The 22283-nt window shown below is 62.5% G+C and carries 18 protein-coding genes; 6 read left to right on the forward strand and 12 right to left on the reverse strand.

Annotated features, from left to right (window positions below; translation table 11 throughout):
- Positions 1–7: 7 nt before the first annotated feature.
- The 4 genes from PSEUDOMOFG3G_RS13980 to PSEUDOMOFG3G_RS13995 form a co-directional block, all read right to left on the reverse strand.
- Positions 8–2431 carry a TonB-dependent receptor gene (locus PSEUDOMOFG3G_RS13980; protein ID WP_139050334.1) on the reverse strand — a complete coding sequence of 808 codons (2424 nt, stop codon included), beginning with the start codon at positions 2429–2431 and terminating at the stop codon, positions 8–10.
- Between the two features lie 67 nt (positions 2432–2498).
- Positions 2499–3443 (reverse strand): FecR domain-containing protein, encoded by a 945-nt coding sequence (locus PSEUDOMOFG3G_RS13985; RefSeq protein WP_139050335.1) that lies wholly within the window; start codon positions 3441–3443, stop codon positions 2499–2501.
- A complete protein-coding gene (locus PSEUDOMOFG3G_RS13990; protein WP_047226506.1) occupies positions 3443–3952 on the reverse strand; it encodes a sigma-70 family RNA polymerase sigma factor in 510 nt (169 codons plus the stop codon). Before PSEUDOMOFG3G_RS13990 ends, PSEUDOMOFG3G_RS13985 begins: the two co-directional genes overlap by 1 nt.
- A 188-nt stretch (positions 3953–4140) precedes the next feature.
- The gene (locus tag PSEUDOMOFG3G_RS13995; protein WP_047226507.1) at positions 4141–4662 is read right to left on the reverse strand and encodes an SgcJ/EcaC family oxidoreductase; all 522 of its coding nucleotides are present in this window, start codon (positions 4660–4662) and stop codon (positions 4141–4143) included.
- A gap of 167 nt (positions 4663–4829) precedes the next feature.
- Between PSEUDOMOFG3G_RS13995 and PSEUDOMOFG3G_RS14000 the strand changes: the two genes are divergently transcribed.
- Genes PSEUDOMOFG3G_RS14000 through PSEUDOMOFG3G_RS14015 form a run of 4 tightly spaced genes read left to right on the forward strand, consistent with a single transcriptional unit; the run spans position 4830 to position 9452 of the window.
- Positions 4830–6014 carry a sensor histidine kinase gene (locus tag PSEUDOMOFG3G_RS14000; protein WP_047226508.1) on the forward strand — a complete coding sequence of 395 codons (1185 nt, stop codon included), beginning with the start codon at positions 4830–4832 and terminating at the stop codon, positions 6012–6014.
- Positions 6011–6679: a response regulator transcription factor gene (locus PSEUDOMOFG3G_RS14005; protein ID WP_047226509.1), complete on the forward strand. Its 669-nt coding sequence runs from the start codon at positions 6011–6013 to the stop codon at positions 6677–6679. The genes PSEUDOMOFG3G_RS14000 and PSEUDOMOFG3G_RS14005 overlap by 4 nt, the downstream gene beginning before the upstream one ends.
- Positions 6676–8988, forward strand: a complete 2313-nt coding sequence (locus tag PSEUDOMOFG3G_RS14010) for an ATP-binding protein (RefSeq protein WP_076384926.1) — start codon at positions 6676–6678, stop codon at positions 8986–8988. The genes PSEUDOMOFG3G_RS14005 and PSEUDOMOFG3G_RS14010 overlap by 4 nt, the downstream gene beginning before the upstream one ends.
- Positions 8985–9452 (forward strand): response regulator, encoded by a 468-nt coding sequence (locus PSEUDOMOFG3G_RS14015; RefSeq protein WP_047226511.1) that lies wholly within the window; start codon positions 8985–8987, stop codon positions 9450–9452. Before PSEUDOMOFG3G_RS14010 ends, PSEUDOMOFG3G_RS14015 begins: the two co-directional genes overlap by 4 nt.
- 33 nt (positions 9453–9485) lie before the next feature.
- On the opposite strand, the gene PSEUDOMOFG3G_RS14020 is transcribed toward PSEUDOMOFG3G_RS14015, so the two are convergent.
- From PSEUDOMOFG3G_RS14020 to PSEUDOMOFG3G_RS14040, 5 genes are all read right to left on the reverse strand, one after another.
- Positions 9486–10319: an energy transducer TonB gene (locus PSEUDOMOFG3G_RS14020; RefSeq protein ID WP_139050336.1), complete on the reverse strand. Its 834-nt coding sequence runs from the start codon at positions 10317–10319 to the stop codon at positions 9486–9488.
- The gene (gene tolR, locus PSEUDOMOFG3G_RS14025; protein WP_047226513.1) at positions 10316–10762 is read right to left on the reverse strand and encodes a protein TolR; all 447 of its coding nucleotides are present in this window, start codon (positions 10760–10762) and stop codon (positions 10316–10318) included. The genes PSEUDOMOFG3G_RS14020 and tolR overlap by 4 nt, the downstream gene beginning before the upstream one ends.
- Positions 10763–10775: 13 nt before the next feature.
- A complete protein-coding gene (gene tolQ / locus PSEUDOMOFG3G_RS14030) occupies positions 10776–11483 on the reverse strand; it encodes a protein TolQ (protein WP_047226514.1) in 708 nt (235 codons plus the stop codon).
- Between the two features lie 64 nt (positions 11484–11547).
- Entirely contained in the window at positions 11548–13425 is a 1878-nt protein-coding gene (locus PSEUDOMOFG3G_RS14035; protein ID WP_171061388.1) for a phytase, read from the reverse strand.
- A gap of 142 nt (positions 13426–13567) precedes the next feature.
- A complete protein-coding gene (locus tag PSEUDOMOFG3G_RS14040) occupies positions 13568–16090 on the reverse strand; it encodes a TonB-dependent receptor (protein ID WP_139050338.1) in 2523 nt (840 codons plus the stop codon).
- A gap of 476 nt (positions 16091–16566) precedes the next feature.
- On the opposite strand from PSEUDOMOFG3G_RS14040, the gene PSEUDOMOFG3G_RS14045 reads away from it, so the two are divergent.
- Both PSEUDOMOFG3G_RS14045 and PSEUDOMOFG3G_RS14050 read left to right on the forward strand, forming a co-directional pair.
- On the forward strand, positions 16567–17478 hold the full coding sequence (locus PSEUDOMOFG3G_RS14045) for a GGDEF domain-containing protein (RefSeq protein ID WP_139050339.1): 912 nt from the start codon (positions 16567–16569) through the stop codon (positions 17476–17478).
- A 9-nt stretch (positions 17479–17487) separates the two neighbouring features.
- Positions 17488–18525, forward strand: coding sequence for an AraC family transcriptional regulator (locus PSEUDOMOFG3G_RS14050; protein ID WP_139050340.1), 1038 nt, complete (start codon positions 17488–17490; stop codon positions 18523–18525).
- Positions 18526–18594: 69 nt separating this feature from the next.
- Here PSEUDOMOFG3G_RS14050 and PSEUDOMOFG3G_RS14055 read toward each other — a convergent pair whose 3' ends face one another.
- From PSEUDOMOFG3G_RS14055 to nirB, 3 genes are all read right to left on the reverse strand, one after another.
- Entirely contained in the window at positions 18595–19035 is a 441-nt protein-coding gene (locus tag PSEUDOMOFG3G_RS14055) for a CBS domain-containing protein (RefSeq protein WP_047226520.1), read from the reverse strand.
- A gap of 81 nt (positions 19036–19116) precedes the next feature.
- Entirely contained in the window at positions 19117–19503 is a 387-nt protein-coding gene (gene nirD, locus PSEUDOMOFG3G_RS14060; RefSeq protein ID WP_076384938.1) for a nitrite reductase small subunit NirD, read from the reverse strand.
- The gene (nirB, locus tag PSEUDOMOFG3G_RS14065) at positions 19503–22064 is read right to left on the reverse strand and encodes a nitrite reductase large subunit NirB (RefSeq protein WP_139050341.1); all 2562 of its coding nucleotides are present in this window, start codon (positions 22062–22064) and stop codon (positions 19503–19505) included. Before nirB ends, nirD begins: the two co-directional genes overlap by 1 nt.
- Between the last annotated feature and the right edge of the window lie 219 nt (positions 22065–22283).

Below are 22283 nucleotides of genomic sequence, written 5' to 3' on the forward strand. Positions count from 1 at the left end.
CATCGGTCTAGAAGTCCACGGTGGCCGAAAGCAGGTAAGTGCGCGGCGTTGCCAGGGTCAAGCCTGCCTCGCTGTCATCCGAGGCGCCGGCTGAACTCCAGTAGCGCTTGTCCGCGACGTTCTCGACATTGGCACGCAGGGTGATGTTCTTCTGGTCCACCTTGAACGCGTAGCGCGCGCCTACATCCACACGCTCCCAGGAATCGATTTCCTTGGTGTTGGACTGGTCCAGGTACTGCGAGCTGGAATGGATGGCGCGGCTGGTCAGGGTCAGGCCCTGCACGGTCGGCACATCCCACTCGGCGCCCAGGTTGACATTGTATTTGGGCGTGGCCGGCGCCCGATTACCATCAAAGGCACCATCGGTGGTATCGGTCAACTCGCTGTCGATATACATGACCCCGCCGAGCAAACGCAAACCCTTGAGCGGCTCACCGAACACGCTCAACTCAACCCCGGTGTTCTCGCGTTTGCCGTTCGGGCCGAAGACACGGGTCGTGGCATCGGTGGCGTAGGCAGGCTGCTTGATCCGGAAGACGGCGGCGGTGACGGCGAGCGCACCCGCGTCATATTTGGCTCCCACCTCGACCTGACGACTGATGAACGGCGGGAATATTTCGTCCTCGTTGATCGAGGTCGATGGCGCGATCTTGCCCTGGCTCAAACCTTCCATGTAGTTGGCATACAACGACAGCTTATCGGTTGCCTTGAACAGGATTCCGCCCGACGGCGACATCTTTTCCTCGTCGTACGCGGTGGCGCCTTTGACGTTATCCGTCCAGTCGTCAACCTTGATCCGCTGCCAGCGGGTGCCGAGGGTCAGCAGCAGTCGATCATCGAAGAAACCCAGAGTGTCGGACAGCGCCACGCCGGTGGAGCGGTTTTCGGTATAGACCTTGCTGTCCTGGCGCGTGGGGTCGCTCGGAGTCGGCGTTTGCACCGGGTCATACAGGTTGCTCGGGGACGAAGCATAACGAGCGCCGCCGTTGGTGAAATCCATGTAGAAGTAGCTGGCGGCCAGGTTGATCTCATGGCTCACCGGGCCGGTATGGAACCAGTTGCGCACCCCGGCCGTGGCCGTGCGGACATTTTCATCGCGGGTAAAGTCGCGGGGTTGAACGCTGAAATCGCCAGCGTCGTTGCTGACCGAAACGTTGTGCCGCAGGAAGTCATGATCACTTTTGCGCGCCCCTGCACTGCCGTACAACATCACGGAATCGTTGACATCGTATTGCGCGTTCACCGCGCCGAAAGTGTCCTTGGTGCGCGCCTTGCTCCAGCGCTGAGCGTAGTTGCGGCGCACATCGCTGGCGTGCGGGACCTGTGCGTTGGCCCCTACCAGCACGCGCTCCTGCGGCGCGTCGGTATCGCGCTCGGTGCGCCCGATATCCGTCGAGAGGCGTAGACGCTCGCCACGAAAATCCAGGCCCAGTACGGCCATGTCGCGGTCGACACTCTGGTGATCCCATTCAGTGTCGCCGGACTGCTTCACGCCGTTGAAACGAACGCCGAACTGGTTGTCTTCACCAAAACGCCGGGCGACATCCACGGCGCCGCCGAGCTGGTTGTTGGAGGCGTAGCTGCCCGTGAACGAAGTGATGGGTTTGTCGGTGGCCCGCTTGGGCACCACATTGATCCCGCCACCCACGCTGCCACGTGGCGAGACGCCGTTGATGAGCTGGGTCGGACCCTTGATGATGTCGACGCGGTCGGCCATCTCCATGTCGATCGAATAGGTCGGCAGGATGCCGTAGAGACCGTTGTAGGCGACATCACTGTTGAACAGGCTGAAACCGCGAATGGTGAACTGCTCGAAACGCCCGCCTGCCGGATTGGTGGCGCGAACCGAAGGATCGCTGGCAATCAAGTCGCCCAGGGTCCGAGCCTGCTGGTTCTTGACCACTTCGCTGGTATAGGTGGTCATGCTGAACGGGGTTTCCATGAAGTCCCGCGACCCGAGCAAACCTTGCGAGCCGCGGCGCGCGACCTGGCCACCGGCATAGGGCTCGCCCTGCGCCAGGCTCGTGGCCCCCATGATCGAGGTGGGAGCCAGTTGCAAGCTGCTGCCTTCCGGCGCCGGGGTCAGGATGTAAGCATGCTCGCCCACCGGCTGCAGTTGCAGACCCGAGCCCTGCAACAGTCGGGCAAAGCCCTCCTCCACGGCATACTCCCCCGACAGACCGGGGCTGTTATGCCCGCTCACCAGGGCCGGGTCGACCGACAGGTTGACCCCCGCCAGGCCGGCGAACCGGGTGAGCGCGGCGCTGAGGCTGCCGGCCGGCACCTGATAGCTGCGTCGGGCAGCTTCTTCGGCTTGGCTGGAGGACATGAACAATGGGCTGGCGCTCAGGCTGAGCACGAGGCTCAGGCTCAACAGCGGACGCCAGCCGGCAAGGGCCGGGCGAAAACGCAAAGGTACTACTGCGGACATTGGGGGGAGCTCTCGTTTTTGTTCAGTTGCCTTGAATGACAAGCGAGACAAAAAAAGGGGACAGGCGTCAGACAGTATTTTTGCGCAGCGTCAATGTGACCCAGTATCGGGTGCGCGTTTGCACGTGCACCGGCAGGCTGGCCGAGAGCAACGCGAGGATTCGATCGGTGTTTTCCAGACGGAAGCTGCCGGTCACCCGCAGCGACTCCAGGGCGGGGTCCCAACGCAAAAAACCTGAGCGATAACGGCCCAGTTCACGGAGAAAATCCCCCAACGGCTGGTTCTGCGCCACAAGTACACCGTCACGCCAACCCAACTGCGCTACGTCGAACGCCCCCACCGGTCCGGCGCCCGAGGCCAAGAGGTTGACCTGCTCGCCTTCCTTCAGTGTCAGCATTGGCCCGCGCAACGGTTGCAGTTGCACCGAACCACTGAGGACCGACACCCGGCAACTGCGCTCATTCAGGCGTACGCAGACCTCGCTACGGCTGACGGAGATCAGGCCGAACGGTGCCTGAATGGCCAATGGCGCAGGCCCCTGGACATTGAGGGCCATCTCCCCTTGCACCAGCACCAGGCGTCGAGCCTTGAGGTCCAGGTCCAGGGCGCTGTCGGTATTCAACTGCAAGGCGCTGCCGTCGGCCAGCGACCAGCGCCGCTGTTCGCCCGTGGCCGTGTGCAGGTCGGCGCGCCAGACCTCCAGCGGCAGCTCTCGCCCCAGCCACCAGGCCGTGGGCACCAAGGCGGCGACGCCGAGCGCACGCTTGAGCACCGCCCGACGGGGCAATGCCGGGCGATCCAGGGTCGCCATACCCAATGAAGGCGGCACCCCGGCGAAACGCTGGCGCAATCGCTGGGCTTTTTGCCAGGCTGCCTCGTGATGGGCGCTGCTGTCGCGCCAGCGTTGCAGCGCAGTGCAATCGAAGTCATCCCCGCCAGACTCCATCATGGCCAGCCAGCGAGCCGCCGCCCGGGCGACTTCGCGAGCTTCAGGCGAAGGGGCCTGGCGCATCAAAAGTCCACCAACAGGCAATGCTCATAAGCCTGAGCCATGTAGCGCTTGATGGTGCGCTCCGACACCTGCATGCGCTCGGCGATTTCACGGTAGCCCAGGCCTTCGAGCTGGCTCCACAAAAAAGCCCGCCGCACCAGAGCCGGCAGGCCATCGAGCAACTCATCCAGGGCTTGCAACGTTTCCAGCAGCAGCCAGCGCTGCTCCGGGGACGGTACGCACGCTGGCGGCAAGCTCGCCAAGGCGTCGAGGTAAGCCTGCTCCAAGTTGCGGCGCGCGTAAAAGTTGCTCAACAGACGCTTGCCGACTGTCAGCAGATAAGCGCGGGGTTCGTGCAGATCGGCCAATGGCTGAGCGCTGGACAGTACCCGCAGGAACGTGTCCTGGCGCAGGTCCGCGGCATCCCAGGCATTGCCCATGCGTCGTCTCAACCAGCCTTCCAGCCAGCCACCGTGGTCTCGGTACAGCGCGTGCAAGGAACGCTCCGTTGGCGTAGCTGCATCAGACATGTCAAGAAGCCTTGTGCAAGGAATACATTAAATGAGAGTGATTCTAATTAATGTTCCCGCACGAATCCAACTTCTTTATCGAACCGCTCTGTTAATGACACTGGCCTATCGTTTTTTGCCAGCCTGCCAAACGGGTGGTTCGCCCCCCCCCAACGCAGCCAGGGACGAACTCATTTGTTCAAACGGCCTCAGTGGCTGGCATGCAGTTGCTTCTGGACTTGCGGCATGGCCGAGGAGTGGTGGTTAAGGATCTTCCACTGACCGTCAATGCGTTCATAGATAAAGGTGTAGCGCGCCTGAACCTCGCGCTTGGAGCCGTCGGCGTTAGTCAGGGCAAAGGTATAGACACCACTGTCCATCGCCGCGTCAGGTCCCAGGTGACGGATTTCCCGGTAGTTGATCTGCCCCACCGGCTTGCCGGCCAGGAAGTGTTCAAAGTAATCCTGAATCAGTGCCGCCGTGTTGCGCACCTGGTTGGATACGGTGGGCTGCAATATCGCATCCGGCGCATACAGGCTGGTTACTGCAGCAGCGTTGCCGGTTTTGAGGGCCGCGTTCCAGCGGTCGAACAATGCGGCGATTTCACGGTCATTCTGATTCTGTGGCTGCTCGGCTACGGTGCGATAAACGTATGGCGTTGTTTCAAGTGCCAGGGCCAAGGGTGTGGTCAGCATGAAAAAAGCGGCAGCGGCGAAGGTTTTCAGTTTCATCGTAACGTTCCTGTGGGTTTCAATGAGCCGACTTTGCCGGGCCTGGCGGCCTTCGCCATCGGCCAACCGGTGCCGATTGCCTATGCCGTTCGGCAGATAGGCCCGGTGCTGATGACACGCTCTAATACCGCCACGCCGACCGGTCCCATCCACGCTGGAGCCCTATCATGCAAAGCCCACCCCATGACCCCGGCAGTGCCCTGGCCATCCGAACCCAATATCGCCAGTCGCAAAGTCGTGCCGCACGCCTGCGCCTGCTGTTGGGCACCGGCCATGAACTGACGCAATTGCCCCTGTCGGCGATGCGCCAGCGCGCAGTGCAACGAGCGTGCGCATTCATGGCCATGGATCATGGCCTGCTGCTGGAGTGGGCAGCGGACACCACGTTTCGCACCATCGCCAGCCATGGCAGCCAAGAACGGCTCGATCTGCTTGCCAACCTGGCTCAGCCGCCGTCAGCCGAGCCACAATGGCTGGAGTACCCTGGCAGCGCCCTGCCCCAGGTCTTGCGCGTTCCGTTGCGTGGTTCCGACGGTGTGGTGTTCGGGGCTTTATTGCTGGGCAACGGCGTAGCCCTGGGCACGCCGGACAACGAGGATATTGAGTCACTGCAATTGCTGGCGACCCTGCTGGCTGCCCATCTAGAAAACAGTCGTCTGCTCGAAGCGTTGCAGGCCCGCGAACGCACCATGTCCGAGCTGGTCCATCGATTGTTCAGCGCCCAGGAAGACGAACGCAAGCGTGTGGCCTACGACCTGCATGATGGTCTGGCACAGAACCTGGCCGGCCTGCATCAGCGCCTGCAGGGGTTCGCCGGTCGCTGCCCGCCTCTGCCGCCGGCCCTGGCGAACGACTTGCAGGCCATCCTCGATCTCGCCCGGGGTTGTGTCGGCGAAGGCCGGCAGTTGATCGGCGGTCTGCGTCCCCATGCGCTGGATGACTTCGGTCTGTACAAAGCCGTCGACAAGGAAGCCGACCGCCTGCGGGATGCAGGCCTGTCGGTGGACTGGGCCGAGCACAGCGCCGCTCGCCTGCCGGGCAACACCGAAATCGCCTTGTTCCGCATTGCCCAGGAAGGCATCAACAACATTCTCAAGCACGCCCGGGCCAGCCATGTACGCCTGGGATTGATGGTGAGCGACGACCGGGCCTCGCTGCGGGTCGAAGACAATGGCCGTGGTTTTGCTCTGGAACAACCCATCGAGACCAATGGCACCTGCCATCTGGGCCTGGCGGCCATGCAGGAACGAGCCAGCCTGCTGGGCGGCCACCTGAGCTGTTTCAGCCAGCCCGATGGCGGCACCCGTTTGCTGGCCAGCGTCCCCCTACCCACCCACGGAACACACTCATGACGTCCCCTTTACGCCTGCTTTTGGCCGATGATCACGAAGTGACCCGCACCGGTTTTATCAGCATGCTGGCCGGCAGCCCGGGGTTCGAAGTCGTCGGCCAGGCCAGCGACGGCCAGGAAGCCCTCGATCTGTGCGAGCGGCTGCAACCGGACATCGCCATTCTCGACATTCGCATGCCGGTGCTCAATGGTCTGGGGGCGGCGCGTATCCTGCAGCAGCGCCAGCCGGGGATCAAAGTGGTGATCTTCACCATGGACGACAGCCCTGATCACCTTGAAGCCGCCATCGGCGCGGGCGCGGTCGGTTATCTGCTCAAGGATGCCAGCCGCGATGAAGTGCTGGACGCCCTCAAACGGGTCGCCCAGGGCGAAGAGGCCCTGAACAGTTCGGTCAGTGCGCGCCTGCTGCGGCGCATGGCCGAGCGCGGTGCCAGTGGCGCTACCCCGGTCCAGGCCCTGACAGCCCGCGAGCGCCAGGTGCTGGGGCTGGTGGCCGGCGGCTTCAGCAACCGTGAAATCGGCGAAAAACTCGGCATCGCCCCCGGCACCGCCAAGGCCCACGTGGAGCGCGTCATCGGCAAGTTGGGAGCCGCCGATCGAACCCAGGCCGCCGTGCGCGGTGTTGCCCTGGGGTTGGTGGCACAACCCAGCGGGCAATGGCCATGAGATTCCTCGCCGCCCGCCGCTGGGCCAACCTGCCATTGCGGGGCAAGGCATTGGTGGTCATTTCCCTGCCCCTGGTGGTGCTGTTGCTGTCGCTGGTGCTGATCTACATCACCGAACGCCAGACCGCCCGGGCCGAAGAAGACGTGCGCCGGGTGCTGCTGGTCCAGGGCGATATCCAGACGGTGCATACCCTGCTGGCCGAAGCCGCAGCCAGCGTGCGCGGTTACCTGCTGACCCGGCGCGAAGACTTCCTGCCCAGCTACGAACAGGCCACGCCGCTGATCAAGGCCGCGTTGCAACGGTTGGACCACAACATCCGCGACGCCCGGATGCGCGAGCGCCTCAAGACCATCACCCCACTGATCGCAGAAAAACTCGATGGGCTGGATGCCTTGCGCAACGGCAAGGCCGATGACACAGCGGCCATCACGACGATTCTGATCGAAAACAAACACGTCCTGGACGTGCTGCGCGAGCAGATCAACGCCATGCGTATACGTGAGGACGCCCTGCTCGCCGACCGCAGTGCCGCCGCCTCGGCCACGCGCATGCGCCTGTTGTTCGCCACGCTACTGGCGGCGCTGTGCGGGCTGCTTGGCGCCATCGTGGCGGTGCTGTTCCTGTCCAAGGGCATTGTCGCCCGCGTGCAACAGGTGCAAGGCAACGCTCAGCGCCTGGCCTTGGGTCAACCGTTGTTGCCGCAACCGCCGGAGCAGGACGAAATCGGCCAGTTGGGCACCCGTCTGGTAGAGGCCGGGCAGTTGCTTGCCGAACGCGAGCGGGCTCTGCGGGATAACGAAGAACGCTTGCGACTGATCATCGATGGGGTGAAGGACTACGGCATCTTTGCGCTGGACGCCCAAGGCCATGTCATTACCTGGAACGCCGGCGCCGAACGGATCAAGGGTTACACCGAACAGGAAATCCTCGGCCGGCATTTTTCGTTGTTCTATCTGAGCGAAGAATGCCCGGCGCACCCGGACATGGCGCTGCACGAAGCCGCCCGTGACGGTCATTACATGGAAGAAGGCTGGCGCTGTCGCAAGGACGGCAGCCGCTTCTGGGCCAGTGTGGTCATCACTGCCCAGTACGACAGTACCGGCACCCTGCGCGGGTTTTCCAAGATTACCCGCGACATCACTGACCGCCGCGCCGCCGAGATCGCCCTGCGCACCGCCCGTGAAGAAGCCGAAAGCGCCAGCCGCGCCAAGAGCGAATTTCTTTCGCGCATGAGCCACGAACTGCGCACACCCCTGAACGCCATACTCGGCTTCGCGCAACTGCTGGACATGGACTCCAGCGCCGGCCAGCGCCCACAGGTCAGTCACATCCTGCGCGCCGGTCAGCATCTGCTGGCATTGATCAACGAGGTGCTGGACATTGCCCGGATCGAGGCCGGTCGTCTGCCGCTGAACATTGAGCCGATTGCCTTGACGACGGTGTTGCATGAAGCCCTGACGCTGGTTTCACCCATGGCGGCCGACGCCGGGATTCAGTTGGCCGAGCTGGCGCCGCTACCCGACAGCAGCGGTGTGCTGGCCGACCGTCAACGCCTGGTGCAGGTGCTGCTAAATCTGTTGTCCAACGCCATCAAGTACAACCGGCCCGGCGGTGAAGTGCGCATTGAAGTGACGGCCCAGGGGCCGCGAGTCAGCATTGCCGTCAGCGACACCGGGCATGGCATTGCCCCTGAGCAGCTTGACCGGTTGTTCAAGCCGTTCGAGCGCCTGGGTGCCGATCCACAGGTCGAGGGCACCGGTCTTGGGCTGTCCTTGAGCAAGAGCCTGCTGGAAATGATGCAAGGCAGCCTGCAGGTCCACAGCGAGCCGGGGCAAGGTTGTTGTTTTACCCTGCAATTGCCCGGTGCCCGGGTGGAACACGCCCGCTTGCCCCCCATCGTCGCGCTGAAGGCACCGCGTCCGTCAGTCGAATATCACGGCAAGATACTGTGCATCGAAGACAACCTGTCGAGCCTGGCGCTGATCGAGACCCTGATGCAGCGACGTCCGGGTATTCAACTGCTGTCGAGCATGCAAGGCCAGTTGGGCCTGGACCTGGCTCGCCAGCACGCCCCGCAGTTGATCCTGCTGGACGTGACCCTGCCGGACCTGACAGGCCTGGAGGTGCTGCGCCGCTTGCGGCAATCGGCGGCTACGGCGTCCACACCGGTACTGATGATCACCGCCGATGCCAGCGACCTGACCCACCGTGCACTGCACGAAGCCGGGGCCACAGCGATCCTGACCAAACCCATTCATATCCAGGCCTTTCTCGGCCACCTTGAACGCTATTTACCGGAGCCCGCATGAATCGCGATTTGCGCATCCTGATCGTTGACGATCAGCGCCCCAACCTGGACCTGATGGAGCAGTTGCTGGCTCGCGAAGGGCTGCACAACGTACTGAGCAGCACCGAGCCTTTGCGCACCCTCGACCTGTTCAACAGTTTTGAGCCTGACCTGGTGATCCTGGACCTGCACATGCCGGCATTCGATGGCTTCGCCGTGCTGGAGCAGCTCAACCGGCGCATCCCGGCAAACGACTACCTGCCGATCCTGGTGCTGACCGCCGACGCCACCCGCGACACCCGCCTGCGCGCCCTGGCGCTGGGCGCCCGGGACTTCATCAGCAAACCCCTGGATGCGCTGGAAACCATGCTACGCATCTGGAATCTGCTGGAAACACGGGCGCTTTATAAGGCGTTGCGCGAGCTGGTTCCATCGCAGCAGATCGAACTGTTGCGCCAGCACCGGCCGGCCGCCGGCGCGGTTTAGTCCGATTACGCCGGGCCGCAACAGGCTCGGGTTCTATTCGATGCGGTAGTGAAAGGTATTGCGCACCGCCGGCACTGTCACGGCCTGGCCGTCGACGATCCGCGGCTGATAACGGAAGGTCTGGGCCGCAGTCAGCGAGGGTCGGATGAATAACGGATGGCAGCCGTCCAGCACCTTGGGGTTGTCGATTCGCCCGTCCGGCTTGACGCTGTACTCCACCGTGCAATCGCCTTCCAGCCCTTTGTCCAAAGCCCGTTGCGGATAATCCGGAGCCTCTTTGCTCAGGGGTTGATAGTGGCGACTGTCGGCGGAGGCCAGACGCGCCTGTTCGGCTTGGCGTTGCCGGGCGAGCGCCTGGGCCTGTTGAGCCGCTTGGCGCTGTCGTTCGGCGGCCTGTTGCTCGGCTTCCTGCTGACGTCGCTGGTTCTCCTGACGCTCGCGCTGCTGCTGGGCCTGTCGCTCGGCCTGCTGCTCGCGCTTTTGCTCCTCGACCCGTTTGCGCGCCAGGGTTGCCTGCTCCAGTTTCTGCGCTTGGAGCCTTGGATCAACCGCAGGTTTGCTCGGCGCCGGGCGTGGCGCTTGCACGGGAGCCGGCGTGGCTTCGACCGGTTCTGGGGCGACCTCTGCCACGGCGGTCGGCGCAGGCGCTTCAGGCACCGGCAGCGGTGGCAACATCACCAATTGCGTGCGCAGCACCCGGGGCGCTTCGACGGTCGGTTTCTCTACGGTCCAGCCCAGCACCAGCAATGCCGCGACAACCGCGTGCAAGGCCACGGCGAGTCCCGCTGCCAGGCTGTTCCTCCAGAAACCACTGCCGGACACCGTGGGTAAACCCAAGGATGGACTGTGCATGATCATCGCCGTCATCGGGGTGCCTCGGTCACCAGGCCAAGGTTGCTCACTCCGCCCTGCTGCAAGGCGGCCATGGCGGCCACGACACGACCGTAGTCGGCGTGGTCGTCGGCACGGATATACACCTGGGTATCGCTGCGCTCGGCGACAACCTGGGCCACTTTGGCGCGCATCTGATCCAGGTCCACGGCGCTGTCGGTCTGGCTTTGGGTGTCCAGTTCAGCACCCAGGTTCCAGTAGTAACCGCCCTCGGCCTTAACAGACAGGGTCAGGATCTGTTGGCGGCTATCGTTGGCCAATGCCTGGCTGGCGACCTTGGGCAGCTCGATTTTCACGCCTTGGGTCAGCATGGGTGCCGTGACCATGAAGATCACCAGCAGCACCAGCATCACATCGATGTAAGGCACCACGTTCATTTCGGCCTTGGGCCCGTGCTTGCGTTGCGGCTTGACTAGCATCTGCCCTCTCCTCTCAAGCGGCCGCGGCCAGGTTCACCGGAGCGCCGTGAAGCTTGCGATGCAGGCGTGCCTGCAGCTCGTTGCCGAACGCGTAGTAGCGTGTCAGCAAGGTCTGGCCGCGGGCGGAAAAGCGGTTGTAGGCGATCACCGCGGGAATCGCCGCGAACAGGCCGATGGCGGTGGCGATCAACGCCTCGGCGATGCCCGGCGCCACGGTGGAGAGGCTGGCCTGTTGCACCTGGGACAACCCCAGGAAGGCATTCATGATCCCCCAGACCGTGCCGAACAAACCGATGTAAGGGCTGACCGAACCGACCGTGGCGAGAAACTGCAAGCCTTTCTCCAACTGCACCTCCTGCTCGCTGATTGCCACTTGCAGCGAACGCTCCACCCCTTCAAGCACCACCTGTGGGCTGCCGGAGGGCACGTTGAGCTGGGTGAAAGCCTGGAAGCCGGCGTGAAAGATCGGCTCCACGCCGCCCTCTTCCTCGCGCACCTGGGCGGTCTCGCGCAACAGCGCTGGCAAATCGCTGGTGCTGCGAAAACGCTGCATGAAACCCTTGAACTGGCGCTCGGTGCGGCGCAGCACGGCGCTGCGCTGGATGATCAGGTACCAGCTCAGCAGCGAGGCCAGCAGCAGTGTGAGCATAACGGCCTTGACCAGAAGACTCGCATCGCTGATCAGGCCCCAGATTGTCATATGTTCCAGCGTGGCTTGCATGGGTAGAGCTCCTGTCTGGCTGCTATTCGATGAAATGTTCATGACCGGTTGATGACAGCGCCGCTCAAGGCAGGCGCAAGGCTTTCGCGACTTCGTTCCAGGGCACGAACTTGAAGTTCTGGGTCTGCTCGGGCATCCGTTTGCGGCCGTCCTGGACCACCAGCATGCCGTCGCTCCAGGGACCGCCAAGGTTGGCCGAAGTGACTTCCAGGCCATCGGTTTCCGAGGCGCCGTCGATGCCCGCGGCGCCGTTCAAGCCGACACGGAACGCACCGCGCACGGCATAAGGCGGTTCGGCATCAAGTAGCACATAGCTGTCGTTGCCCTGGCTTGAGATCACCAGGTAATCGTGGCCGGCGCCTTGGTACAGGGCGATGCCCTCGACGTCGGCATGCAACTGAGGTCCGACCTTGATCACGTTGTCCAATGTCGCCGGTCGGTCGGCCCGGGCATCCACCGCCCAGACTCCGACGTCTTCTTCACCGAGAAACAGCCGCTGGCGCCGGTCATCGGCGACGCACCCTTCAGGCTGGCTGTCGACGCTGAACTGGCGCACCAACTCACCTTTCACCACACCGTCCGGAGCGCTGAGGCGGTACTGCAAATAGCGCCCGTCCTTGCCATTGGCGAAGGCATACAGTTCGCCCTCAACCGGCTGGAACAGGCAGATGCCGTAGATTTCCTTGAGTGGCGTAGGGATCTCGCCGGCCTCGCGCAGTTCGCCGCTGACCCGGTCGATGCTGAACAGGCTGAGACTGTTGCGGTCGCGGTTGCTGGCGACTGCCAGATCGACGGTTTGCGTACCCAACTTGAAGTTGCCGCGCACATCGACGTTGTTGAGGCGGCCCACCGCCAGCTCCTGCAGCAGCTTGCCGTGCAGGTCATACGTCAGCAGGCCTTGCTTCTTGTTAGTGCCCAGCACCCGGCTCAAGGCTGGCGTCGTGGGATGAACCCAGATCGCCGGATCATCCGCCGCGTCGCCCTGGCGCGCCACCGGCTCGCTCTGGCCAATGGCAGCCACTGTAGGCAGCACCGGCGGCAGGGACACAGGGGTGGGTTGCCAATTGATTTGGCCCTGATACAGGCGTGCGCTGTCATCGTCGCGCAACAACAGTTCAAGGCCGTTTTTCGTCGCCCGTACCGCCAGATTTTCCGGCTCGTTCAGGCCCGGCAGCGCCAGACGGGCTGTCGAGGTCCAGCCCTGGCCGTCTTGCTGATACAGATGCAGCTGTCGCGCTTGTGGGTCCAGGCCCAGCAACCCGCCTGGTAACGCCGCCAGGTCCCCAGCGGCCTGCTGGATGTCACCGAACGGCGTGCGCATCGCCACGGGTACACGCACGGCATCGGCCTCGGAGGATGCCGGGTAGGCCCACCAGCCGACTTGTTCCTCGTTGACGAACAGTTGATTGGCGCTGTCTTGCACCTGACAGGTCTGGGCATCGGGCGGCAGTGGCAAGCCGCGTACGCGCTGTGCGCTGGCGCTCAGGTGCTCGCCGTTGCCCACCAGCCATTGCTCCCCCTTGCCTTCTTCACCCACCAGAAACACAAACAGGTTGCTCGCTTCATCGCGGTACAGGCACAGCCCATTCACCGGGAAATCTCGCGCAGGAAGGTACAGCGGCGTCCCCCACTGACGTTTATCCGGATCGAGGCTGACCAACAGTGCTTGCTGACGAGTGCTGTCGAGGCTGGCCACCAGAACGTTCGCCCCGAGGGCACGGCTGTCGAGACCTTCGAAGGAGCCCTCCAGGCGTGACAGTTCGCGGCCTTGGGCATCCAGCAACAGCAAGCCTTCACGGGCGCTGGCCAGTCGTTCGCTGGTCCAATGGCCGGGCACGAATCCCAGGGCATTGATCGAGCGTTCCTGTGCCTGAGGCCAGGGTTGCAGCTTCAGGGTTGGGGAAGCCGCCAACGCTGGAACAGTTGCCAGGCTGATGAGCATTGCCAACAGGTACTGCTTGGGTAAAAACAAAGCTGTGTTCAACGGAAAAATCCTTGTCATTGAGCCGGGTTCAAACGGGTCTTTTGTCCACCTGCAGGGCGAGGGGATTTTTCCCCTCGCCCTGACGGATCGGCGTTGCGATCTAGAAATGGGTGAAGGTCAGCCCCAGCTTGTAGGTCGGGCCGTATTCTTCGTATTGACCGTTGTAGGCGCGGTGGCCGGTGTAGACGAAATACGACTCGTCGGTGAGGTTCTGGGCTTCCAGGCTCACTTGCAGGTTTTTGGTCAGGGAGTAGCGGGCGCTGAAGTCGACAAAGGTCTGGGCGTCAACGTGCAGGTCATGGTCGCGGTCGCTGATGGACGCCAGCTCATACAGGTAGGCCGACTTGTAATTGGCCGACAGACGCAGGCTCAGCTTGTCGTTTTCCCAACCCAGCATCAGGTTACCCACGGTGTCCGACTGGTTCGGCAGGTCGATGCTGCGCTTGCGTTGTGTTCCGCTGGCCTGATCGAACCCTTCGATCTCGGCGTCCGAGCGACTGAAGGTGGTGTTGGCCCCCAGAAGCAATCCATTCCAGGGGGCTGGCAGCCAGTCGAATTTTTGTGAGTAGGCCAGTTCCAGGCCATAGAGCTTGGCGCTGTCACCATTGGCAAAGCTATGGGCTTCGGAGAAGTCGGCCCAGGCGCCCGTGCCCGCCAGGTCGGTGTTGTAGACGAAGTTCTTGATGTCTTTGTAGAACACGAAAGCCGACACAGTGCCGGCCCGACCCATGAAATGTTCAATGCCCAGGTCCAGGTTGCTCGACTCCAGGGGTTTGAGGTCCGGGTTGCCGAAGGTCGCCTCGTCATCGTCAATGACAAAACCCGGGGCCAGTTGCCCGAAGGTCGGACGCACCACGGACTTGGTCCAGGCCGCACGCACCTGGGTGTTCTTGTCCAGCTGATAACGCGCGTGCAGGCCCGGCAGCCAGTGGTGATATTTGCGCCGGGTTTGGGTGTCGGTGAACACGCCGTCGGTAACGCCGCTGCCTTTGGCTTCGAACTCCGTGCCTTCATAACGCATGCCGGCGATCAAGCGCCAATCGTCGATGTCCACGGTGTTCATCAGGTAAGCGGCGTTGATGTCTTCGCTCATCTGGAAGTCATTGACCCGCGACTCTTGCGCATCAAAGAAGGCGTCGCGGTCCAGACCACCCAACAATTGTTCGATGGCTCCGGCACTGATGCCTGGACCGTAACGGCCGAGACTGTAATCCACGTTGCCCTTCTGGAATTGTCCGAGGTTCAACTGCTCGTCGGTGAACCCCAGATCGTCGAAATCCTCATAGACCCAGGCGTCGAGATCGTTGTCCTTGTCGCGGCGGCTGACTTTGCCGCCGAATTTGACCTGGGAGGCGTAGCCACTGACGTCATAGTCTCTGGCCAGGTCCAGGCGCAGGTTTTTCTCGGTGTCGGTGGTGTTCTGCTGTTCCCAGTCCACCTTGTCCAGGCTGAAGTTGGCCGGATCATAGAACCCCGAACCAATGATTGGCCGCGGCTTGTCGTTGCCGTAGAAGCCCCCCTCGAAACTGTCGATGCCTTCGAATGTGGCACCGGCGATATGACCGGGGCTGTCCTCGCTGGACTTGCTGTAGCCGCCCTGGCCGCTGAGAGTCCAGAGACCGAACATGCGCTCCCCGCCCAGTACATAGGATTGGATCTCCTGGGTTTCTTCGCGCTGCTTGATCTTGCGCTCGCCTTCTGCGGCACCCAGCTCGCCGGCCGCTTGTGGATCCTCGAAAGCCAGGCTGGCGGCATTGCGGGTTTCACTGTCTTTGTAACGACTGTAAAGCGTGCGTAGGTAGTAGCTGCTCAGATCATCAGGCTTGTAGTCGAAGTTCAGCCCGCCGCCGGCGCGCTCCCGACGGATGTCATAGTCGCGTTGTTCGAACTCTTCCAGTCGTGAGCCTTGCTCGAAATCCCAGGCGCCGCCGGTTTCAACGTTGTCCGAGCCAAAATCGCGCTTCTGCCAGCTCAGCGCTGCTGCAACGCCGAAGTTATCGATGCCGTCGCCCAGGCTGAAACGGTCGCTGATAGCGCCAGAGAATTTCGGACTCGTCTGGCCGGTATTCTTGTCGTAGCTGGCTTCGCTGCTGCCGGTGTAGAACAAGCCCTTGTGGTCGAACGCCGAGAGGCTTTTCACGTCGACCGTGCCGCCCAGTGAGTTGGCGTCCATATCCGGCGTCAGGGTCTTGATCACCGACAGCGACTGCACCAGCTCCGCGGGTAGCACGTCCAGGGCAACGGCCCGGCGCTCGCTTTCCGGTGCCGGCACCAGCGTGCCGTTGATGGTCACGCTGTTGAGGTCTGGCCCCAGGCCCCGCACGCTGACAAAACGACCTTCGCCCTGGTCACGTTCGACGCTGATGCCCGGCAGGCGCTGCACGGCTTCGGCGACGTTTTCATCCGGCAACTGCGCCACGCCGTCGGCATGCACCACGCTCTTGATGCTATCGGCGCTGCGCTGCTCCTTCAGGGCCTGATCGATGCTGGCCGCCTGACCAACCACTTGGACGTGTTCAGTGGTCATCTGCTCGGCAGCGCTCAGCCGTTCACTGGCAATGGCCATCGCCAACGCGGTGAACGTAAAACCGACGAGCCCGGCAGTGCTTGTGCGGTGATGCATGGTGATCTCCCCCAGGAATCCGAAAATCCGCCAGGCAACGGCCCGGCAACTGGGAGGGCACGCTAGGGGTGGGGGGTGACGGTTCTGTGACAGCGTTTGCCCGCAGGGCCTAAAACACACTGATGTGAGGGGGTTGGCGGACCAGAATGAGCTGAAATGACCTGTTTCCGAGCCGCACAGGCCTTCAGCAGCCGATCACTTTTTGCGAAACGTCGCTCCACACCGCTGTGGGAGCAAAGCTTGCTCGCGATGCAGGCGCCTCGATCCCCTGAAAAACCGCGTCGTCTTCGTCGCGAGCAAGCTTGGCTCCCACAAAATCCCCTCGCCACAATGAGATAAGGGCGATCTCATGAATAAAAATCCGGACAACCAATGAGCTGATTCGACCTCCCCCACCCATTCACCCACCGTCACCGCACTGTCACATCCATCTGCTGTGCTGAGCCGCATTCCGCTTCTGGCAAAGGATTCCGGCCATGTTCTCCGTGCTGCGCCCGCACCGCCTCAAACTCGTCCTGCTTCTGCTGGCGGCCAACCTCGGGCTGATGCTCCACCTGGCCAACGGTGAGCTCAAACCGCTGAGTGAGTGGGTCTGGCTGGATATCCTTGGCGAAGGCGGCTCGGCCTTGCTGGCGCTGGTCTGGCTCGGCCTGGTGCTCAAGAGTCGCCCGGCCGGTCGGGTGACCAACTACCTCGTATGGGGCCTGGGTTGCATCTTTTTTTCCTGGTGGATCGACAGCCTCGACGAGTTCATCCGTTTGCCCGACAGCATCACCTGGGACCACTGGCTGGAGTCCGGGCCGATGCCGGTGGGCATGATTCTGCTGACCCTCGGCATCTATCACTGGCACCGGGAACAACTGGCGATCAACGGACAAATGGAGAAGCGTGAACGGTTGTTCCGCGAGCACCGCCTGTTCGACAAACTCACGCCGCTGGGAGGCGCGGACTTTTTCAGACATGAACTGACGAGCAGCCTGGAGGACAGCCGACGCCGCCAGCAGCCCTTGTCATTGCTGGCCCTGGACCTGGACAACTTCACCGCCATCAATCAGCGCTTCGGTCACGGCGAGGGCGATGCGGTGCTGCAAGCCGTCAGCCAGTTGCTGGTGCTGAACCTGCGCCGTCAGGATCTGCTTTGTCGCCTGGCCGGTGACCGCTTTGTGGTCCTGCTGCCCGACACTGGCGAGAGCCAGGCCCGGTATCTGGCCGCAGAACTGGCCCACGCGGTTGGCAGCCTGGCCCACAAGACCCGGCAACACGGCGAGCGCTTGCAACTGGCCGCCAGCACCGCCGTGGTGATGGCATTTGACGAGTCGCCGGAGGCTTTGCTCAAACGTCTCAACCTGACGCTGGCCCGATCCCGTTCCACGTTGAAAAGCGCCTGAGGCCGGCCCATGACCCTCAAGACCTGCTGGTATGAAACCGACAGCCGCTTCATTCCGGGGCACTATCAGCCTGCCGCGCTGATCGATCTGGCACTGTCGCGTGACATCGACAGCCACCGCCTGCTGCGTGGCACAGGGCTGTTCCACGACGATATCCTCGCTGGCCAGAGCCGCATCAGCCCGCAACAGTTTCTTGGCCTGATCGACAACAGCCGACGCCTGCTCGATGCCAGTGACAGCAGTTTCCTGTTTGGCCAGCGGCTGCTGCCGGGGCATTACGGGCCAGCCAGCCATGCGCTACGCCACGCGCAGAATCTGCATCAGGCCCTGGAAACCCTGATTGACCAGCAAGCACTGCTCAGCCCCCTGGCCGCGCCGCGCCTGTTGTTGGACGAGCACTATGCCTACATCCATTGGCTGGACAGTTGCGGTGCGGATGAACAATGGCGCTTCATACTGGAAGCCAGCATGACTTCGATGGTTGCCATGAGTGCATGGCTGAGCGGCGAACGCCTGCCCTGGCAATGCAGCTTTCGCCATGAGGAGCCGCGTTACGTCGAACAGTACTGGGTGCACCTGAGTGAACAGACGCAATTCAATCGACCGCTGGACCTGATGCGCCTGCCTCGCCACTGCCTGGCCCAGCCCTGGCCCAACGTGTCGTCCACCGCCGGCCAGGTGGCGCGGATCGAAGCCAGAGACCAACTCGATCAACTGGGTTTCACGGCAAGCTTTCTGGACTGCGTCTACGACTACCTGCACAGCCATGTGCAGCAGACGCCCAGCCTGGAACAGATCGCCCAGGCTTTCGCCATGAGCCCGGCGACGCTCAAGCGCAAGCTGCACAAGCACCATACCGGGTTCCAGCAACAGGTGGACCGGGTGCACACCCATGTGGCGTTGTACTTGTACCAGGTCAAGGGGTTCAGCAACGAGGAAGTGGCGCAGTACCTGAACTTCAACGACACGGCGAATTTTCGCCGCTCGTTCAAGCGCTGGACCGGCAGTACGCCGAATCTGATCCGGCAGTTGCTGATGTTGGGGTGAGGAAATTTAGCGAAACTTCGCACCATTGTGGGAGCAAGGTTTGCTCCCACAGATAAGTTCCGTGTGGGTTCAGTGCCCGCGAATGTAATGCTCCAGCTGCCGGATCAAATCCGCCTGCTCGACAATCGCCTCCTTCACCAGATCGCCAATGGACAACAACCCCATCAACTGGCCGTTATCCAGCACCGGCAAGTGCCGCAGGTGGCTATCGGTCATGACTTCCATGCAGCGGTCGATGCTCTGCTGGCTATCGGCGGTGACCACGGGAGCACTCATGACGGTGCGTACCGAAGTGCCCACCGAGGAGCGTCCTTGCAACACCAGCTTGCGCGCATAGTCGCGCTCGCTGAACACGCCAACCACCTGACCGTGTTCGATCACCGGCAACGCGCCGACGTTTTTCTCGGCCATGATCTGCAGCGCTTCGAGCACGGTCTGCTCCGGCGCGATGCTGTGAACCTGCTGGTTCTGCACACTCTTGAGTCTTACCAGTTGAGCGGCTGTTTTCATTGTTGATTCCCAACTTCAGTTAAAGGCAAGCCAATGCACTTAAATTGCCTGATTCATTGTGGCGCCCCGGTCAGAGGCGGATCAGTCTTCGCCAATCTCCACCACATCACCATTCAGGCGCACCGGCCACACCCGCAGACGCTGCTCCGGGTATTCCAGGCAATGGCCGTCTTCCAGGCGGAAATGCTGTTTGTAGAGGGGTGATGCGATCACCAGTTCACCCTTGATGCTGCCCAACAGCCCCCGACCGATCACGTTCGCCCCGGACTTGGGGTCGCGGTTGTCGATGGCGTACAGCGGTTTGTCCTGCTGTTCGGGCAGGTACAACAGCGCCACCTGGCTGCCGTCGTGCCAGGCGACCACGCCGGAGTTGGGCACCAGATCCTCGCGGCTGCACAGGGCACGCCATTGCACGGGATTTTGGGCCGCGTTGCGGGTGGGGATACGAACGACGTTTGACTGGCTCATCAGAGCACCTCCTCGGTAACGGGAATCAGGTGAAGCTCGTGGGCGTGAACCGGCCGGCGCTGGCCGCGTTCCCTGACGAAATGAACATCCGGATCACCGCGACCGTCGTTGACGAAGGTGCGGAAGCGCTTGAGCTTGTCCGGGTCTTTGAGGGCGTTGGCCCACTCGCATTCATAACGATCGACCACCAGTTGCATCTGGGCTTCGAGTTCGGCCCCCAGGCCCAGGCTGTCTTCGATGATGACGTCCTTGAGGTAGTCCAGGCCGCCTTCCAGGCTTTCGCGCCAGACCGACGTACGCTGCAACTTGTCGGCGGTGCGGATGTAGAACATCAGGAAGCGGTCGATGTAGCGGATCAGGGTCGCGTCATCCAGGTCGGTGGCGAACAGCTCGGCGTGACGCGGGCGCATGCCGCCGTTACCGGCCACGTAGAGGTTCCAGCCCTTCTCGGTGGCGATCACGCCGACGTCCTTGCTCTGGGCCTCGGCGCACTCGCGGGTGCAACCGGACACCGCGAACTTGAGCTTGTGGGGCGAGCGCAAACCCTTGTAGCGATCTTCAATGGTCAGAGCCATTTGCACGCTGTCCTGCACGCCGTAGCGGCACCAGGTGCTGCCCACGCAGGACTTCACCGTGCGGGTCGACTTGCCGTAGGCGTGCCCGGTTTCGAAACCCGCTTCGATCAGTTCGGCCCAGATATCCGGCAACTGGTGCAACTGGGCGCCGAACAGGTCGATGCGCTGGCCGCCGGTGATCTTGGTATAGAGGTCGTATTTTTTGGCGACCACGCCGATGGCAATCAGCTTGTCGGCAGTGATTTCGCCCCCGGCGATGCGTGGCACCACCGAATAGGTGCCGTTTTTCTGCATGTTGGCCATGAAGGTGTCGTTGGTGTCCTGCAACGGCACCAGGGACGGGTCCATGATCGGCTGGTTCCAGCACGACGCCAGGATCGAGCCCACTGCCGGTTTGCACAAGTCGCAACCGGTGTGCCCGCGGCCGTGCTTGGCCAGTAGCTCGTCGAAGCTGATGATGCCTTCAACCCGCACCAAGGCATAAAGCTCCTGGCGGGTATAGGCGAAGTGTTCGCACAGGCTCTTGTCGACACTGACGCCGCGAGCAATCAGTTCGTGCTCGAACACCTGCTTGACCAGGGCGGCGCAACCCCCGCAACCGGTGCCAGCCTTGGTATCGCATTTCAGTTGCCCAAGGTCGGTGCAGCCGCTGTCGATGGCCGCACAGATCGAGCCTTTGGTGACGTTGTGGCACGAGCAGATGGTCGCCGCCGCGGGCAGCGCAGCCGGGCCCAACGTGGGTGCACCTTCGGAACTCGGCAGGATCAGGCCGGCAGCCTCCTTGGGCAACGCGATGCCGTTCTGCATGTATTGCAGCAGGGTGTCGTAGTAGCTGTTGTCGCCCACCAGGACCGCGCCGATCACTCGTTTGCCATCGGCGTCCACCACCAGTCTCCGGTAGCTGGCGCTGGTTTGATCGATGAACTGGAAGCTGCGCGCCCCCGGTGTATTGCCGTGGGCGTCGCCGATGGAACCTACGTCCACCCCCAGCAACTTGAGCTTGGTGGACATGTCCGCGCCAGTGAACGGCTCGGCGCTTTCACCGCACAGGCGAGCCGCGACGTTGCGGGCCATCTGGTAACCCGGAGCGACCAGGCCGAAGATGCTGCCGTTCCAGGCTGCGCATTCGCCGATGGCGTAGATGTCCGGGTCACTGCTCAGGCAATGGTCATCGATCACCACGCCACCGCGCGGGCCGATCTGCAGAGCGCACTGGCGAGCGAGGGCATCCTGGGCGCGAATGCCGGCAGAAAATACGATCAGGTCGGTTTCCAGGAAATCGTCATCGCCGAAATTCATCCGATAACGGTACTGCTCACCGGCGCTGATGGACTGAGTGCCCTTGGACAGATGCACGCCGACGCCCAGTTTCTCGATGCGCGCCTTGAGGGCCAGACCGCCCTGCTCATCCAGTTGTACCGGCATCAATCGCGGGGCGAATTCCACCACATGAGCTTCCAGGCCGAGGGTCTTGAGGGCATTGGCCGCTTCCAGGCCCAGCAGACCACCACCGACCACCACACCCCGGCGGGCGTTGCTTGCGGCGGCACGAATGGCGTCCAGGTCTTGCAGGGTGCGATAGACCAGGCAGGAATCGCCTTCGGCGCCCTGGATCGGTGGCACGAACGGGTAAGAGCCGGTAGCGAGCACCAGTTTGTCGTAGCTGATGCGAGCCTGGGCAGTGACCACCTGGCGCGCCTCGCGATCAATTTCCAGCACCGGCACGCCCAGGTGCAGCGTGACGCCAGGGGTCTGGTACAACGAGGCTTGCCCAAGCGCCAGGGACTCGGCGTCACGGCCAGAGAAATACTCCGACAGATGCACGCGATCATAGGCGCGCATCGGTTCTTCGCTGAACACATGCAGGTGGTAATGATTGAGGGCACCGCGCTCGATCAGTTGCTCGACGCAGTGATGGCCGACCATGCCATTGCCGATCACGATCAGTGTTTGCAGCTTGTTCAGGGAAGCAACGTTGGAATTCATAAAAGCACCCGACAAAAGCCCATCACGGTTTTGAAAGCAAAAAAAAAGACGCCTGAAACCTTGCGGTTCCAGGCGTCTTTGCCTGTTCTGTGCGGTATCGATCCGGCGACTGCGCCCCGATCTACCGTTATCCCCGGCCTGCTGGCTCTCGATCTTCGTTGACCGACGGGGTTGCCCACTTGAATGTATTTACAGTGGGCCTGAACAGCCTCTTGCAGC

This window comes from Pseudomonas sp. FG-3G (assembly GCF_901007645.1).
GTDB classification, from domain to species: domain Bacteria; phylum Pseudomonadota; class Gammaproteobacteria; order Pseudomonadales; family Pseudomonadaceae; genus Aquipseudomonas; species Aquipseudomonas rhizophila.